The organism is Celeribacter ethanolicus, assembly GCF_001550095.1.
GTDB lineage: Bacteria > Pseudomonadota > Alphaproteobacteria > Rhodobacterales > Rhodobacteraceae > Celeribacter > Celeribacter ethanolicus.
Genome location: NZ_LRUC01000020.1, coordinates 100,705 through 115,610, shown reverse-complemented (window position 1 = coordinate 115,610; position 14,906 = coordinate 100,705). Strand labels below are relative to the sequence as shown.

Genomic DNA, 14,906 nt, shown 5'->3' with positions numbered 1-14,906 from the left:
AGCGAAAGGGCAGGTCGATGACTTATGACAAGATTTCAGAGGCGGATCTCAATTTTACCGGCTTCATGGATGCGCCCATCGGTCTCATGGTGCTGTCCAACCGGGTGATTCAGCGGGTCAACACGGAGATCGAACGGATTTTCGGCTGGACCCGCGATGCGCTCGAGGGCCAGTCGATCCGGGTGCTCTATCCCTCGAGTGTGGATTACGAGAAGACCGGCACCCGCTGGCGCCGCTGGCTCGACGGGCGTCCGCGTTATACGGATGAGCGTTTCATGCAGTGCCGCAGCGGCGAGATCATCTGGACACGGGCTTCGGGTCGCACCCTGACGCCGACGGATCCTTTCCGCCTCATGGTCTGGACCTTTGAGCATCTTGAGCATCGCCCGCCGAACTCGGCCACGCTGACACCGCGGGAACGCGAAGTCGCGCGCTATATCGTCAACGGTTACACAAGCAAGGAAACCGGGCTGGCGATGGGCATCTCGCCGCGGACGGTCGAGGTGCATCGTAGTGCGGTGATGAAGAAGCTGGGGGTGCAGAACGCCGCCGAGCTTGTCGCCAAGATGATCGTGCAGACCTGAGGCGCGGAGTCGGTCTCAGCCTATGCGGCCTGACAGCTTTCCCAGATTTTCAGCAATTGGCCCGGCAATTCCATCGGTTCGAACGGCTTGAGGATGATGTCCTGGGCGCCAACGGCCTTGAGATGACCAAAATCGGCACGCGATGTTTTGGCGGTTACGAAAATGACCGGCACCTTGGCATATGCAGCAACCTCGCGCAGTCTTTTCAGGGTTTCCACCCCGTCCATGACGGGCATCATGACATCCAGCAGAATCAGGTCGGGCGCCTCGGTGGGGAGATTTTCCACCGCGTCCTTGCCGCATTTGAACTGGATCACGTCGAAGCCTCCGACGAGTTCGAGCGACATGCGGGTGATTTCCCGAATGTCCGGATCGTCTTCCACGTGCATGATGCGGTGTAATTCCTTCATGCGCGGAGTATATCGGGTGCCGAAGGCCAGACAAGCGAATTCACGCCGCTGGAATGCTCCCGAAACGGCAATTCGGCAAACGATGTTCTGGAAAGCGACCGGGGCCATAGCGGAAAGTGCAGGTCAGGGTGCGAATTCTCACTTTTGACACAATTTGACCCAAATTGGCGACAAATCTCTTCCTAAGGTTGTTTTCAACGCCGAGGCTGTTGCGTCCCTGGGGACAATCGCGACAAGGCTGACGGTTTCGCTTCGCTGGAGAGACAAATGACACTTTTGGTCGTGGACGATGATCGCAATATCCTGGAGGTGATGAGCGCCATCCTGCCCTCTCTCGGGTATGAAGATTTCCTCTGTGCCGAAAGTGGCGAAGAAGCGCTGAGCCTGATCCGGGAGGGGCGGCATCAGTTTTCCACCTTCTTCCTCGACATCCAGATGCCGGGTATGGACGGGATTGAACTTTGCGGTCGCATTCGTGCCACGCTGGAGCACCGCAATACGCCTGTCATCATGCTCACCGCGATGAAGGACAAGGCGCATGTCGACGCGGCCTTCCTGCGCGGGGCGACGGATTATCTCACCAAGCCGATCGACACGACGGAACTCGGGGCGCGGCTGCGCGTGGCCCAGTTGCTGTTCGCTGAACAGCAACGCTCCATGGACGCAACGCGACGTGAGCAGATTCTGCGGCTCGGCATGAACAGCATCGCCGATGCAGAGATGCGGTTCGATCTCGCCGATCCGATCGCCATCTACGATGTGCCGCGGGTGATCGGCAGCCTCGAACTCGAGAACTATCTGCACCGTCTGTCGCGGATCAAGCGCTTCATGTTCGGGGCCATCGGATTTCGCATCGACAAACCTGAAAGTCTTTTCACGCTCACGACGCCGCTGGAATTCCACGGCATCCTGACCGATGTCGCCGAGGCGATCTTTGAGACGCTGCGCAGTTTCGACGTCATCATTTCCTATCTGGGCAACGGTGAATTCGTGGCGCTTCTGCCGCGCGCCCTGCATTTCGACGTGGAGCAGATCGAACTGGATCTGGCCATGAAGCTGCGGGAGTTCGGCCTGGTCGAAGGCGATACCGTTCCGATGGAACTGCGCGTGAAGGTGGGGACACCGACCAAGATGTCGATGTTCAAAACCGATCCGCAGCACATGATTGCGCGCGCCTTGGCTCAGGTCGATGCCGATAGAACGTCGGGCAGCAAGTTCAAAAGCACTTTCCTTGTCGCGTGATTGAGGCCACTCTCGGAACCGGGCAAGGTGGAAGACTGGAAGGGCTCGGGGGGATTGCATGCCAAACAAATCGCTTTCTGACGCGGCAATCAGACAAAGATTGGCCGAGGCCATCGGGCGTACGCGGCAGAATTTCATTGACGATCTGATCGTGAATATGCCGGAGATCGAAGGGCTTCAGGCCCGGATCGGCGCATGTCCGGGCGACCGGGACGCGTTGGATCGACTCGCTTTCCTGACCCACCGCATGAGCGGTATCGCGGCAACCGTCGGATTTCCCGAGATCGGGAAACGGGCCGGAGCGATCCATGATCTGGTGTCCAGTTTCGAGCGGTCCGACCGGCATCAGACCATCCTGTCACGCGAGATCGAGACCCTGCTCGATCTGATGGAAGACGCCGTCGTCGACGAAATGTGACACAGGCTTTCCTCCGAATCTGACGTTCCCGGCAAGATGACCCCGAAGATGACCCCTGTGGGGGCCAGAGCTGTTTCGGGGGAAGGGCGAGGGGCTGCGCCGCCGCGTGGTCGCGCGGATGTTGTCTTCCATGTCACAGTTGCTGACAGAAAAACATTTGTCATCCTGCTTAACGCTCGGTAATGCACGTTAAGCGCGAGTTGTTCTTTACTAAAATGAAAAAGAGCAGCCTATAATCGGTCGCAAAAGAGCTGAAACGAGCAGAAAATTGCATATGACAAATAAAATGGCGCAAAATGCCGGATAAGAACCGCGTCAAATACATGAACCTGTTGATCGAGGGTGCCTCCTACGCCGCGATTATCGGGATTTGTGTGCTGATCTATCTCGGAGCGATCCGAACGGCTTCGATTGAGGCGACCGAAGAGCAGACCGATCTCATGTATCGCGACCAGTCGGTCATCGCCACACAGATCCAGCAATCGGTCAACAAGAAGCTGTTGTTTGCGCGTGGCCTTGCCGGTGCCCTGTCGCTCTCTCCGGACATCTCGGCGAGGGAATTTTCGGAACTCTGCACGTTCATCAAGACCGAGGATGCATCGGTCGTGAATATGGCTCTGGTGCAGGGCACCACCATCACACATGTCCATCCCTACTCGGACAACAGCACCTTCATCGGGCGCGACCTGGCGGCTCTGCCGGAACAATATGAGGTTCTGCAACTGATCGAACGCACCGGCGAAACCTTCGTGGAGGGGCCGACGCGCCTGTTTCAGGGCTATCAGGGCTTCATCATCCGCGAACCGGTTTTCGTCCGCGGCGGACGGCAGGGGGCGCAGGGCATGATCGGGGTGGCCTCGATCGTGTTCGCGGCAGAGCCTTTCATGGAGGAAATCGGCCTTTCCCGATACGCCTCCCTTTACGATATCGCGATTGAGGCCGAGACTTCGCTCGGCAAGCAGGCGCTCATCGTGGGCGATGAGACGACGCCGCAAAATGCCAAGGCCGTCTATGAGTTTCCGTTTCCCGGCAGCACATGGACGGTTTCAATGGCCCCGAAGGAAAAGGCGCAAATCGCCCCGGCTAAGCTGAGCTTCATCCGACTGAGCGCGGTGATCGGCGGGGCGCTGACGCTGATTTTCGCACGGTATCTTCATAGCCTCAGACGTCGAAACTGGCGCATCGCCACTCAGTTGCGCACGGCGCTGAATGTCGCCCCGTCGGGTTTTGTGATGTTCGACAAGGATGACAATCTTGAGTTGTGCAATCGCCGGTATCGCGATCTGCATGGCGCGGCCTCCGATGCCATCGTGACCGGCGCCTCTCTCGAAAGCATCTTGCGTGCAGGGCTCGAAGTCGGCCTTTACACGGATGCCATCGGCAACGAAGAGGAGTGGCTGGCACGGCAGCTTTTGCGGGGCCCGCAAAAGGGCTCCGGCTTTACCGTGGCGCTGAGCGACGGCACATGGATGCAGCTTCTCGAACATCAGACTCCCGAGGGCGGGCGTGTCGCCATTCTCAACGATATCACCGAAGTCCTGTGCAGTCGCGAGCGTGCCACGCTTGCCGAACAGCGGCTGAACGATGCCATTGATGCGCTGCCTGTCGGGTTCTGGCTGTTCGACAGCGACGACAGGCTGATCATGTTCAACACCGTCGCCGGGGACCGGCTCGACGGGATGAAGCGCAACCTGATGGTCGGGCGGCCTCTGACGGACCTGATCCACCGGCGGCTGGAAATTTCCGACGAGGTGCTCCTCAATGGGGTTCGGACCGGAGACGAGACAGAGATTCTCTCGGCTTTGACTGGAGAAACCTCCGAGCTTGAAGTGCGCTATAACGGAGACCGCTGGTTCAAATACTTTACCCGACGCACATCCGAGGGCGGGTTGGTCATGTTCCGGGTGGAGATTTCGGATCTGCGCCGCCATCAGCGGGAGCTTGAAACGTCGAACTGTGAATTGCGCGCTGCACTGCGCAAACGTGACGAGGCGGAGGCCCGTCTTCAGGATGTGGCCGATCTGAGTGCGGAGTGGTTCTGGGAACAGGATGCCGACATGCGGATGACCTATGTCTCGGAGGGGTTCGCCCGAATGATCGGCGTCGATCCGGCGGATTACATCGGAAAGCCGCGCAGCTATTTCGTAAAATCCGCACACGGCAGTGAAGACACGCTCCAGAAACTCGTCGCCAAGATGCAGGCGCATGAGCCTTTTCTGGACGTCGTCTACAGCTATCATTTCCGCCCGGATCGCCTCAGTTGGATTCGGATCAGCGGCAAGCCGCGCTTCGACGAGCAGGGCGTGTTTACCGGCTATATCGGCATTGCCGAGGATGTGACGAAATTCTATGCCGCCCTGCGGGAAGCGGAACAGGCCGACGAATCCAAGACGCAATTCCTCAATGTGATCAGTCACGAGTTGCGCACGCCGCTGTCGGCGGTTCTGGGCTTCAACAGCTTCGTTGCGAATTTCGAGAAACTGCCGAGCTATGCCGCCCTGCGCACGGCGCTCTCTGAAGGGGGAGATGAAAGCATCTCGACCGCGCTCAAGGGCTTTGAAGCGGATATCGCCCGGTTCACCACGCGGATTCAGGCCTCCGGGACGCAATTGAAAGCGCTGATCGACGATATGCTCGACATCGCGCGTATCGAGGCCAACACCATGCGCGTCAACCACGACAAGGTGAACAGCACCAGGATCGTCGAATCCGTGGTCGACCAGATGCACGCTCTGGCCGAGGAGAAAGGTCTGTCGATCACGCTGGATCTGGTCGGGGCGGATATCCGGGCGGATGAAATCCGCTTCCGGCAGATTTTGACCAATCTTCTGGGGAATGCGTTCAAGTTCACTGACGCGGGGGAGATCACGGTGCGCAGCCGGGTGCAGGGCGACATGGCGATTTTCGAGATCCGGGACACCGGTGTCGGGATCGCCGAGGATCGCATCGGCATCATCTTCGATCGCTTTGCCCAGGCCGCTTCCGGGACCAACCGGAAAAACCCCGGCGTCGGCCTCGGTCTTGCGATTTGCAAGGATCTCGTTGCGTTGCAAGACGGCTGGATCAAGGCGGAAAGCGAACTCGGCGTCGGCTCGACGATGACATTCGCTCTGCCGCTGTGGTGCGACGCGAACTAAGGAATTACACGTCTGGATTGTAATTATTTTTCGCGGGACACATTTTTATCACAAATTAACCATAGCCAGGTTTAAATTCACCTGCAGGATTATCTTTGTGTGAAGGGCATTCTAAAAAGCGTGCGGTAACGGGTCATCCTGAACCAGCGGTTTTGAACAGTTCGGGTGTAATCGTATGACATGTAAGCTCAAATACGGTATGGCTGGCTATGCGTTCGGCGAGGATGCGGCGTGCTTCGCACAGGCCGGCTCCGAGCTGAACAGGGCGCTATGGGACGGGATGTCCGATGCCGTGCTCGTGTTCGAGCGCACGATGGAGGCGCCGCATTACATGAACGCCGCAGCCCGCGACATGCTGGGCGATGGATCGGCGGCACGGGCGGCCGAACATCTCTGCGAAGGCGGTTTTTTTCACGATCTGATGGCCGAGGGCGGTCCTCTGGATCAGGCGCAAACCACCGGAAGTGCGGCCTTCCGCACCCATCCGTCCTTCGGCGACAAACGGTTGAACGGACGCGTGATGGCGACATCGGATGAGCAGGGCAACCGATATTTCGTTGCGATGTTCCATTTCGAAACCGAACAGGAAAGCGCGGACTGTCTGCGCAGGGAAGTGAATTCCGTCATCACCCATGAATTGCGCACCCCTCTGACCAGCATCAAGGGGGCGTTGGACCTGATGAAATCCGGGCTGGTCGGGCCGCTGTCGGACAAGGCGCAATCGCTTTTGAACATCGCGGGGGCCAACAGCGACCGGATGCTTGCACTCATTCAGGAAATCCTCGATCTCAATGAAAGCGCTCAGGCGGGGCCGAAACCCGAGAGCGAGGACATCGGGGTCGCAAGTCTGCTCGAGGGGCTGGTGGCGACCCATCAGGGTTATGGCGCCTATCACGGAGTCGATGTGAAAATGCGCCCGACCGATGCCGCGCTTCAGGTTCGGGCCGTGCCGGCGCAACTGACCAAGATTCTGTCCAACCTGCTTTCGAACGCGGTCAAGGCCTCCGAACGCGGTCAGTCCGTTGAAATCTGGGCGCAGAAAGCCGATGCGCAGATTGCGGTGTTCGTCCGCGACCATGGGGATGGCATTCCCATGGCATTGCGCGACACGCTTTTCGAACGCTTCACCAAGGCGAGCTGGGACAACAACAAACGTGCCAGCAGTTCCGGTCTGGGGCTGAACATCGTGCGCACGCTGGTCGAACAGATGAACGGCACGATTTCGTTTGAGACGCAAAGCGGTGAGGGCACGACATTCTGTGTCTGCCTGCCGTCCTTTTGATCTCGCTCACGAAGAAGGTCCATGTCCGGGAAGGAAAGCGCCTGTCTTCCAGGAAGGGTTCTTCTGTCAATGAGGGTGTGCGGGGCATCGCGAAGCTCAGCTCGGTCTGTGACCCCGGTGGAACCAGATGTGTCGTTCTGCGCGAGGAACGACGGCTGGGCGTGAACGATGTGCCCACAGTCACCTTATGGCCGTCGGCATGGGCGGCGCATGAACCTTGTCTGGAGCCGGATTGAGTGCCAGCCGGGGAGCGTTGTGCGTCTTGAGAGGCGCGACGAGGAGCTACGCGTGACGACACGGTTCATGGCTTGCGACCGGCCCTTTTCCCGGACGCGGCCATTTCGAGCGCGGGGACGATGTCGATGCGATGCGGCCTGGCATGGTGTTCGAGGGTGGAACAATGCAGCTTCAGCGCCGCAAGATCGGTGTCTGCCCCGCTTTCCAGCACCACTTCCGCCACCGGGACCAGCCCCAGCAGGCGGTGCTCCTGTGCGTGGCAGGCGGCGTCATGCACCGCCGGATGCCGCATCAGCAGGTCCTCGATCTCGAGCGGGTTGACGAGCTTGCCGCCGGTCTTGAACAGCCGGTCGTAGCGGCCGAGGAACACCAACTGGCCATCGCGGTCGCAGACCAGATCGGTGGAGCGGAAGAAACCGTCGGGTCCGACGCCCTCATACTGGTTGCCGGGCTGAATATAGCCCAGACAGACGCTCGGCCCGCGCAGCGCAAGACGGCCGGCCCCATCCGGCAGCCCCTCCTGCGCCACCGGGTCGATGCGCCAGTCGAAATGATCGAACGGACGCCCGACCAGCAGGCCCGCGCCGTGATGGGTGACGGTGCGCATGTGCGAGATGCGCGGTCCGGCCTCGGTCATGCCATAGACCAGCCGGAAGGCGCTTTGGGGAAAGGCTTGCGAGAGCTTGTCGACCAGATCCGCGTTCATGTATTCGCCGCCGGTGGTCACGAGGCGCACGGAGGGGAAGGGCGTGCCGTTCCAATAGGCCAGAAACAGGCGCATCAGCGAGGGCGGACCCTGCAAAACCGTGATGTTTTCGCGCCGGATCGCCGCCTGCACGATGGTCAGCGGCTGACCGGGCAGGAACATGCGCAGCGCAGCCCCGGACAGCAGGGCGCTCACCGAGGCCCCCATCAGCCCGTACATATAGGTCAGCGGCGTGGCGACCGCGATGATGTCCCCCTCGGCAAATCCGAGGTCTTCGACGATGGCCCGGGCCGTGGTCGCCACCCCTTCGGCGCAAAGCGCGACGAGTTTGGGGATCCCGGTGGTCCCGGAGGTGCAGATCACGAGCGCCTCGTCGCGCGGACCGAAAGGGGGACGGTCCTGCGGGCTGTCCGGGAGGCGGGTTGCGGGCGTCTCGTCGGAGAGGATCGCGACGGGGGTGGCGATCTCGCGGATGCGCGCAAGGCTCTCGGGGGTTTGCCCGTCGCGCAGCAGGACGGGGACCAGCCCCTTGCTCCAGCAGGCCAGCACCCGCACCAGAAGTGTGACCGGCTCCGCCGACACGAGAAGCACACGGGCAGGCGCTGCGCCGGTGGGACGGTCCGGCAGTTTGTGTGCTTCGGCCTTTGCCTGGGCGACAAGCTCCGCGTAGCTCAAGGTGCCCTGATCGCCGATCAGGGCGGGGGCCGTGGCATGGCGTGCGGCGGTGTCGAGAAAACGCTGCCAGATCATCGGGTGAACTCCTTGCGAAGCGGCGGGGCGAGGAAGCGGAGATTTTCGGGGGAGCTTGCAATCACGGAAGACAGGCTGCGCCAGTACGCCTCGATCCAGGCCCGGTGATGGTCTTCAGGGGCAAGCTCCGCCGGTACTGTGATCGGGGTGCAGCGCAGGGCGATCCGCTCCCCCTCCCAAAGCGCCAGGAACACGAAGCTGTCGGCCTTGAGCTTCCGGGCGAGCGCGGGCAGGCCGACGGAGAACTCCCAGTGTTGACCGAAGCCTTCGACGCCGAGTGTGTCCCGGGTCTGCTTGCCATCGGGGGCGGCAAAGAACACGCCGCCGCGACGCAGTTGCACGGCGCCCCGGAGCAGGATTTGTGCCCGGGCCTGAGGGTCGCGGGGGTTGAGAAATCCCCCCTCTTCGGCGCGCTGCCAGTCCGGCATGTCCTGTGTGTTGGTCACGATCAGGGGCTTGGCAAAGCGGTCGAGCACCAGATTCATCGCGAATTTCGGCGGGCCGAGATGCGCGGCGGCCAGAATGGCACCGCGCCCGGTTCTGGCGGGATCGAGCGCGGAGAGGTCCGGCGGGAGAACGAGATCCATCGCCTGGGCACGGCTGGCGCGGTCATAGAGGTGGACGCGGAGCAATTCGCCCGCCGCGATCCCCCACCAGACCCGGGCGCACCAGTCGCGCCGCTCGGACCGGGTCCCCGGGCAGAAATGTTTCGCGCGTTTCCAAAGCCTGGGATGCGGCGGGCGCTCCTTGGCCATCTCGCGCAACTGGGTGAGCTTGTCGGCGAGCGTGCCGGGGGCGCGAGCGTGCTCCGCCGCGAGGTAGCGCTTGGGCCGGTGGATCAGAGAGAGCACATATATCGGACCAGCCCTCCCAGCGTTGCCAGATCGTCACCCCCCAGCGCTTCGCTGCGCAATTGCAGGCCGGTGACGTCCTCGAGGTCCAGCACGAGGTCCAGCATGGCGATGGAGTCGAGGCCAAGCCCGCCTGCGCCCAGAGGCGTCGTGTCGGTCAGGGTTGCCTGGTCGACTTGCGCGGCCTTGGCCACGGCGTCGAGAATGGCGGTTCTGATCTGGGTGTCATCCATATGGGGTCTCCTGCGTGATCGTAAAACATGGCGAAAAGGTACGTGCAGGGCGGGATGCGGGCGTCCTAGTCGGTGATGTCACGGCAGCTTTGCGAAGCCCGCCACATCCGTCAAGTTCTGTGTGCTGGCCGCTGCGATCTACAACCAGCCGGTGAGCCGTGCCTCCAGCGCTGCCAGAAGAGTTCGGTTGTCGAATTGTGCAACCGCCCGTCTGCGTCCGTCTGCCCCCATGCGGGCGACCGTCTCGGGGGCGTTGGCCAGCGCGACGATGCCGTCGCGAAAGCCTGCTTCGTCATGTTCCGTCACCAGGAGACCGTTTTCCCCCTCGACCACCGCTTCGGGGATGCCCGCGTGGCGGGTCGAGAGCACGGCCATGCCCGAGGCCATGGCTTCCTGGATCGAAGTCGGCAGGCCCTCGGTGTTGCCGTTTCGCGCGGTCACGGAATGTTGCAGCAAAATGGCTGTGCGGGACATCAGGGTACAGACCTCCGAATGGGGCAGGGCCCCGGTGAAGGTGACGCGATCTTGCATGCCGCGCGCTGCGACCAGAGCCTGGCAGGGGGCGGAAAGCGTGCCGTCTCCGATGATCGTCAAATGGGCGTCCGTAACGCGTGTGGCGGCGTCGAGGAAGGCCCGCAGCACCAGGTCGGGAGCTTTTTTTTCGATCAGCCGTCCGACGTAGAGAAAGCTCGCGGATCGTTTCTCGGCGGGATGAAACAGCTCGGTGTTGACGCCGCTTGGGATGACCGCGCTTCTCGGATGGGCGATGTCATGGGCCGCGAGATTGTCGAGCAGGAATTGCGAAACTGCGAAGACGCCGTGCCAGTGGGGCATGCATTTGCGATAGGCGCGCCGTTTGCCCGGATCGCGCAGCAGTTTCGAGGCGTCGTAGCCGCGGAAATACCCGAAAAGGGGCAGGTCGAGCGCACGGGCGAGAGGGGTCAAGGCGACGGCTTCGGGGCCGAATTCGGCGAGAATGAGATCGGGTTTCTGATCGCGAAGAAAGGCTTCGACACGGGACCGCGCCTTGCCGTGCGGCAAAGAGGTGGTGCCATAGCGCGGCAGCTCTCGCAGCGTTTGCCAGAGTTTGCGTGGCGAGGCCTCGAACCGGTTGCGCCGGGACATGTTAGGCTTTTGCAACGGGTTGTCGCCTTTGGCGGTGTTGAACAGCACACAGGTATTGCCGCCGAACAGCTCCGCGATATGCCGATTGACGAAGGTCTCCCCGGCCGCATGATAGGTGCCGGTTGCGATGCAGGCTTTCATGTCCCGGTGTCCCCACGGGTTTGGTCGTGTCGTCGCGAAATAGTATGACGACCGTCCGGCAGGTTTTGACGAGCTGTGCGTCTCAATGGACCTGAAGAGATTGACGTTACGTCAGCAATCTTATGCAATTAGAACGTCACACAGGCGTTTGGCAAGTGTGTTTTGCAGTCTGGTGGAAAGCCGTTGGGCGTCGCGGACTCAACTGTACCAGGTGTCGAAATCTTGGGCATAGACCGCGCGGATGCGGGTCCTGGCCCTTTCGGTCAGCACGAGGGCATGTTTGCGGCCGGTGTTCAGGCGCGGCACCTCGCCGACACGGGGCAGGCCAAGCTCCCCGGTGACCCGGTCGTAGACGCTTTGCAGCCCGTCTTCGAAACGGAAGACATGCAGGCCCGGCCAGTTCGTGAAGGCGCTTTGCGGGCGGACATGGTTGTCGTCCCAGAACGGGTATTTGCGAAACTTGGCGAAGGCGCGGTCCTGCCAGGTTTCGAAATAGCGGCTCATCTGCCCCGTCGTCATCTCATCGAAAGACCGCCTGCGCAGATAGGGGCCGATCTGTCGGGTGCGCTTGTCCTTGTGACGATGAAAGAACTCGCTGACCATCCGCTTTTCCGGATGCCGCACGATGGCAAAGGCGAAATCGGGGGCGCCATGCGGCACGAGTTTCGCAAGAGCTTCGGCGTGCAGATGTTGCGGCACACAGGGCAGCCAGTCGATTTCTGCGCCAATGGAGCCGAGGATGGGGGTGCCGAGACTGCGCAGCCAGTGATCGACCGATGTTCCGCCGGTTTTCGGAATGTGCATGAACAGGATCAGCTTGCCGTTAATGTGATATAAGGGCATGCCGCCGGGTGCTTTCCTAGGTGCTTCCTGGAGATTTCACTGCGCAGGATACCGTGCGCCCGAAGGCTTGTCACGGCGTTTCCGGAGCCGTTTCGTGCCCGGGTCTTGACCGGCTGGCGCAGGAAGTCCGGAAAATCTGTGCATTTTGCGAAAATCTGTTTCCCCGGCAGGGAGAGCTGTGTTTTCTGATGCAGGCTTCCCCGAAGTCACCCGTTCCGATGCCAAGCCTCGACACCTCGCCAGATGGACCCTCATATGTCACAGCAAAACCACAGCAATCTCGCCGACACGTTTCATGCCCTCGGGGCGCGGTACGGAGCACGTCCCGCCCTCGTTTCCGGTGCGCGCAGCGTGTCCTTCGCCGGGCTCGTGGCCACCTCCGCGCAATGGGCGCGGCAGTTTCAGGCCGAAGGGCTGAAAGCGGGCGATCAGGTCGGGCTGGTGCTGCGTGACAGTGTCGATACGGTGCTCGCGATGGTGGCGATTTGGATGCTCGATGCGGTGGCCGTGCCGATAGATTTCCGCAACCGGGCCGATGAGCGGGGGCGTCTGAGCGAAGAGTTCGACCTGGCAGCTCTTCTTGAAGATCGGGACCTGTCGAATGGTGCCTATCGGTCGATCGCCTGCGATGCGGGGTGGAAAGACACCGCCGCCCGCCATTCGGATGCTCCTGTCGAACGCAAAGGGACCGAAAGCCACCCGGCGCTCATCTCCCTGACTTCCGGGACGACAGGGCGGCCTCTGGGCATCGTCGCAAGTCACCGGACCATCCAGTTGCGTTCCTTCGGATACGGGTTCGAGGCGCATTATCCTTTCGAAGGCAAATTCCTCAACGCCTATCCGCTGTCCTTCTCCGCCTCGCGCAACCATACCATCGGGCAGTTGATGCGCGGGGCGACCGTGTGTTTCCATCCGCCGATCTTCGCGGCCGACGAACTGATCGAAAAGGTGAACTCCCAGGGCATCACCTTCCTCTTCGCGGTTCCCGCCACGGTCAAGGCCATGCTCGGCCTGTCGAACGGGACCGGAAAGCCGCTGATGCCCGATCTGAAAATGCTCTATTGCGGCGGCTCCGGCATGGAGGCGCATGACAAGCTGCGGGCCTGGCAGGAGTTGACGCCGGGGTTCCTGCATTGCTTTTCCTCCTCCGTGTCCGGCACCTGTTCGGTGCTCGCCGGGGCGGATGTCGCCAGCCACAGCCACACCGACGGGCGGGTCCTGCCGACCGTGCGGCTCGAGATTGTCGATGAGGACCACACCCCGCTGCCTGCGGGCGAGGTCGGCGCGCTGCGGGTCCGCAGCCATGGCATGGCCGAGGGCATGTACAAGAACCGTGCGCGCGACACCGGCGACAAGATCCGCGACGGCTGGGCCTATACCGGGGATCTTGCGAAAGTCTCGACGGACGGTTTCCTGACCGTGGTCGGGCGCAGCTCCGACATGATCATTCGCGGCGGTGCCAATGTCTATCCGGCGGAGATCGAAACGGTGCTTCAGGCCGTCCCGGGTGTTGCGGATGTCGCCGTCACCGGCTTTGCCAGCGTCGAGTTCGGCGAAGAAATCGCCGCTTTCGTCGTGGCCAAATCCGGCGTGACGGAGGGCGATCTCGCTGCGGAGTGCCGGGTGCAGCTTGCGCCCGACAAGCGGCCGCGAAAATTCATCTTCCTTGACAGCCTGCCGCGCAACACCAACGGGAAGGTGCTGCGCCGGGAACTGCGCGCCTCGCTCGAAAGCTGAGGCGGGAGTTTCAGGCCAGCGGTTCCAGCAGAAGCTGTTCCATCCGCGCGGCCACGGCGCCCGCATTGGCCTGACCGATGTCGCCATGGGTTTCCGACAGCACCTCGACGGTGCGGTTCGGGATGAAGCGCTGCCAGACCGAGGTTTCGGAGGCCAAGGCCTTGGCGCGTTGCTGCGAGGCGATGATCGTCACCTTGCCGGTGTAGGGGGCGGGCCATGCGAAACGATAGGCAACGATCAGGCTGGCACGCGGCAGGATGCGAAACCCGGCGTCCCGGTATTTCCAGAACGCGCCCTGCTTTTTCCGCGAGGCCTTGCGCGCATCGTCCAGAGTGGCGAGCAGGCGCAGGCCACGTTCGATCCGGTCCCGAAGACGGTCGAATGCGTTCGGCGTGCGGGGCGTATAGCGCAGCCGATGCCGCAGCCGGTCGAGCGTATTGGCGTTGCCGGTCTCGATCTTCGACTGAAGCCTGTGCCGGTCGAGCACGCGGCGCGGCGCGCTGGGGTCGAGCAGCACGAGACCGGGCACCTCGCGCCCGGCGGCTTTGAGCTGGGCCATCATCTCGATGGCGATCAGGCCACCAGCGCAGAAGGCGGAGAGCAGCACCGGCCCGGTTGGGTAGTCACGCATGATCTGCGTGACATAGGCCGCGGCGACGGCGGGAATGTCGCGCGGATAGTCCGTGCGCGTCCGGATGCCGGGAAGCTCGAACATCACGAGCTTCGTGCCCTGCGAAAGACCGGCATAGAATTCGGGACGCGGCGCGGTGTAGCCGCCCTTGCCATGCACGACGAAAATCGGATGCGAGTTCGGAGCGATCTCGGCCTTGCCGTCTTGCAGAAATTCGGAGATGAGGCGGGGCGTGGGGTAGTCGAAGAGGGCGGAGACGGCAAAATCCTTGCCGGTCTTTTCCTGAATCATCAGGCTGATCTGTTCGCCCATGAGGGAATCGCCGCCGAGATCGTAGAAATCGTCGTCGAGACCGACGGGAGCGACCTTCATGACATCGGAGAAAATGCCACAGACCAGACGTTCGCGCTCCGTTTCAGGCGGAGCGAAGTCATAAGCGAGCCGGAGCGCATCGCGCGCGGTCGTATCAAGCATGTCCTGCGCCAAACCGTTTCGCCATTGCGACCCCCCGCCTCTGGCCTGTTCTGATGGTTTCGGAGGCTAACGGATGTCAAATTCGCAGGCAAGTTCGGAACGGGG

Annotated in this window: 13 protein-coding genes; 6 read left to right on the top strand and 7 right to left on the bottom strand. The window is 61.7% G+C overall.

Going from position 1 to position 14,906, the window contains the following annotated elements:
* The first annotated feature begins 17 nt into the window (after positions 1 to 17).
* Positions 18 to 584 (top strand): LuxR C-terminal-related transcriptional regulator, encoded by a 567-nt coding sequence (locus NH195_RS09930; RefSeq protein ID WP_066706133.1) that lies wholly within the window; start codon positions 18 to 20, stop codon positions 582 to 584.
* Between the two features lie 20 nt (positions 585 to 604).
* Here NH195_RS09930 and NH195_RS09925 read toward each other — a convergent pair whose 3' ends face one another.
* Entirely contained in the window at positions 605 to 1,102 is a 498-nt protein-coding gene (locus NH195_RS09925; RefSeq protein WP_238379739.1) for a response regulator, read from the bottom strand.
* Positions 1,103 to 1,261: 159 nt separating this feature from the next.
* On the opposite strand from NH195_RS09925, the gene NH195_RS09920 reads away from it, so the two are divergent.
* From NH195_RS09920 to NH195_RS09905, 4 genes are all read left to right on the top strand, one after another.
* Entirely contained in the window at positions 1,262 to 2,236 is a 975-nt protein-coding gene (locus tag NH195_RS09920; protein WP_066706131.1) for a response regulator, read from the top strand.
* 100 nt (positions 2,237 to 2,336) lie between these two features.
* Entirely contained in the window at positions 2,337 to 2,654 is a 318-nt protein-coding gene (locus NH195_RS09915; RefSeq protein ID WP_162265862.1) for an Hpt domain-containing protein, read from the top strand.
* A gap of 296 nt (positions 2,655 to 2,950) precedes the next feature.
* Positions 2,951 to 5,791: a sensor histidine kinase gene (locus NH195_RS09910; RefSeq protein ID WP_066706125.1), complete on the top strand. Its 2,841-nt coding sequence runs from the start codon at positions 2,951 to 2,953 to the stop codon at positions 5,789 to 5,791.
* Between the two features lie 175 nt (positions 5,792 to 5,966).
* Positions 5,967 to 7,073, top strand: a complete 1,107-nt coding sequence (locus NH195_RS09905; protein WP_081423866.1) for a sensor histidine kinase — start codon at positions 5,967 to 5,969, stop codon at positions 7,071 to 7,073.
* A 301-nt stretch (positions 7,074 to 7,374) separates the two neighbouring features.
* On the opposite strand, the gene NH195_RS09900 is transcribed toward NH195_RS09905, so the two are convergent.
* From NH195_RS09900 to NH195_RS09880, 5 genes are all read right to left on the bottom strand, one after another.
* Positions 7,375 to 8,766, bottom strand: a complete 1,392-nt coding sequence (locus tag NH195_RS09900) for a class I adenylate-forming enzyme family protein (RefSeq protein ID WP_066706120.1) — start codon at positions 8,764 to 8,766, stop codon at positions 7,375 to 7,377.
* Positions 8,763 to 9,617: a hypothetical protein gene (locus NH195_RS09895; RefSeq protein ID WP_066706118.1), complete on the bottom strand. Its 855-nt coding sequence runs from the start codon at positions 9,615 to 9,617 to the stop codon at positions 8,763 to 8,765. Before NH195_RS09895 ends, NH195_RS09900 begins: the two co-directional genes overlap by 4 nt.
* Complete coding sequence (locus NH195_RS09890; RefSeq protein WP_066706116.1) at positions 9,605 to 9,850, bottom strand: acyl carrier protein; 246 nt, start codon at positions 9,848 to 9,850, stop codon at positions 9,605 to 9,607. Before NH195_RS09890 ends, NH195_RS09895 begins: the two co-directional genes overlap by 13 nt.
* A gap of 138 nt (positions 9,851 to 9,988) precedes the next feature.
* Positions 9,989 to 11,116, bottom strand: coding sequence for a glycosyltransferase (locus NH195_RS09885; RefSeq protein WP_066706114.1), 1,128 nt, complete (start codon positions 11,114 to 11,116; stop codon positions 9,989 to 9,991).
* Positions 11,117 to 11,314: 198 nt separating this feature from the next.
* Entirely contained in the window at positions 11,315 to 11,959 is a 645-nt protein-coding gene (locus NH195_RS09880) for a sulfotransferase family 2 domain-containing protein (protein ID WP_066706112.1), read from the bottom strand.
* A 255-nt stretch (positions 11,960 to 12,214) separates the two neighbouring features.
* Between NH195_RS09880 and NH195_RS09875 the strand changes: the two genes are divergently transcribed.
* Positions 12,215 to 13,696, top strand: a complete 1,482-nt coding sequence (locus NH195_RS09875) for a class I adenylate-forming enzyme family protein (protein WP_066706110.1) — start codon at positions 12,215 to 12,217, stop codon at positions 13,694 to 13,696.
* 10 nt (positions 13,697 to 13,706) lie between these two features.
* Here NH195_RS09875 and NH195_RS09870 read toward each other — a convergent pair whose 3' ends face one another.
* A complete protein-coding gene (locus NH195_RS09870) occupies positions 13,707 to 14,801 on the bottom strand; it encodes a thioesterase domain-containing protein (protein WP_066706107.1) in 1,095 nt (364 codons plus the stop codon).
* Positions 14,802 to 14,906 lie beyond the last annotated feature (105 nt).

Coding starts and splice junctions, on each gene's coding strand:
- NH195_RS09925 (WP_238379739.1), bottom strand. CDS start 1,102: ATGGCCCCGGTCGCTTTCCAGAACATCGTTTGCCGAATTGCCGTTTCG.
- NH195_RS09910 (WP_066706125.1), top strand. CDS start 2,951: ATGCCGGATAAGAACCGCGTCAAATACATGAACCTGTTGATCGAGGGT.
- NH195_RS09880 (WP_066706112.1), bottom strand. CDS start 11,959: ATGCCCTTATATCACATTAACGGCAAGCTGATCCTGTTCATGCACATT.
- NH195_RS09890 (WP_066706116.1), bottom strand. CDS start 9,850: ATGGATGACACCCAGATCAGAACCGCCATTCTCGACGCCGTGGCCAAG.
- NH195_RS09920 (WP_066706131.1), top strand. CDS start 1,262: ATGACACTTTTGGTCGTGGACGATGATCGCAATATCCTGGAGGTGATG.
- NH195_RS09870 (WP_066706107.1), bottom strand. CDS start 14,801: ATGCTTGATACGACCGCGCGCGATGCGCTCCGGCTCGCTTATGACTTC.
- NH195_RS09905 (WP_081423866.1), top strand. CDS start 5,967: ATGACATGTAAGCTCAAATACGGTATGGCTGGCTATGCGTTCGGCGAG.
- NH195_RS09900 (WP_066706120.1), bottom strand. CDS start 8,766: ATGATCTGGCAGCGTTTTCTCGACACCGCCGCACGCCATGCCACGGCC.
- NH195_RS09885 (WP_066706114.1), bottom strand. CDS start 11,116: ATGAAAGCCTGCATCGCAACCGGCACCTATCATGCGGCCGGGGAGACC.
- NH195_RS09930 (WP_066706133.1), top strand. CDS start 18: ATGACTTATGACAAGATTTCAGAGGCGGATCTCAATTTTACCGGCTTC.
- NH195_RS09875 (WP_066706110.1), top strand. CDS start 12,215: ATGTCACAGCAAAACCACAGCAATCTCGCCGACACGTTTCATGCCCTC.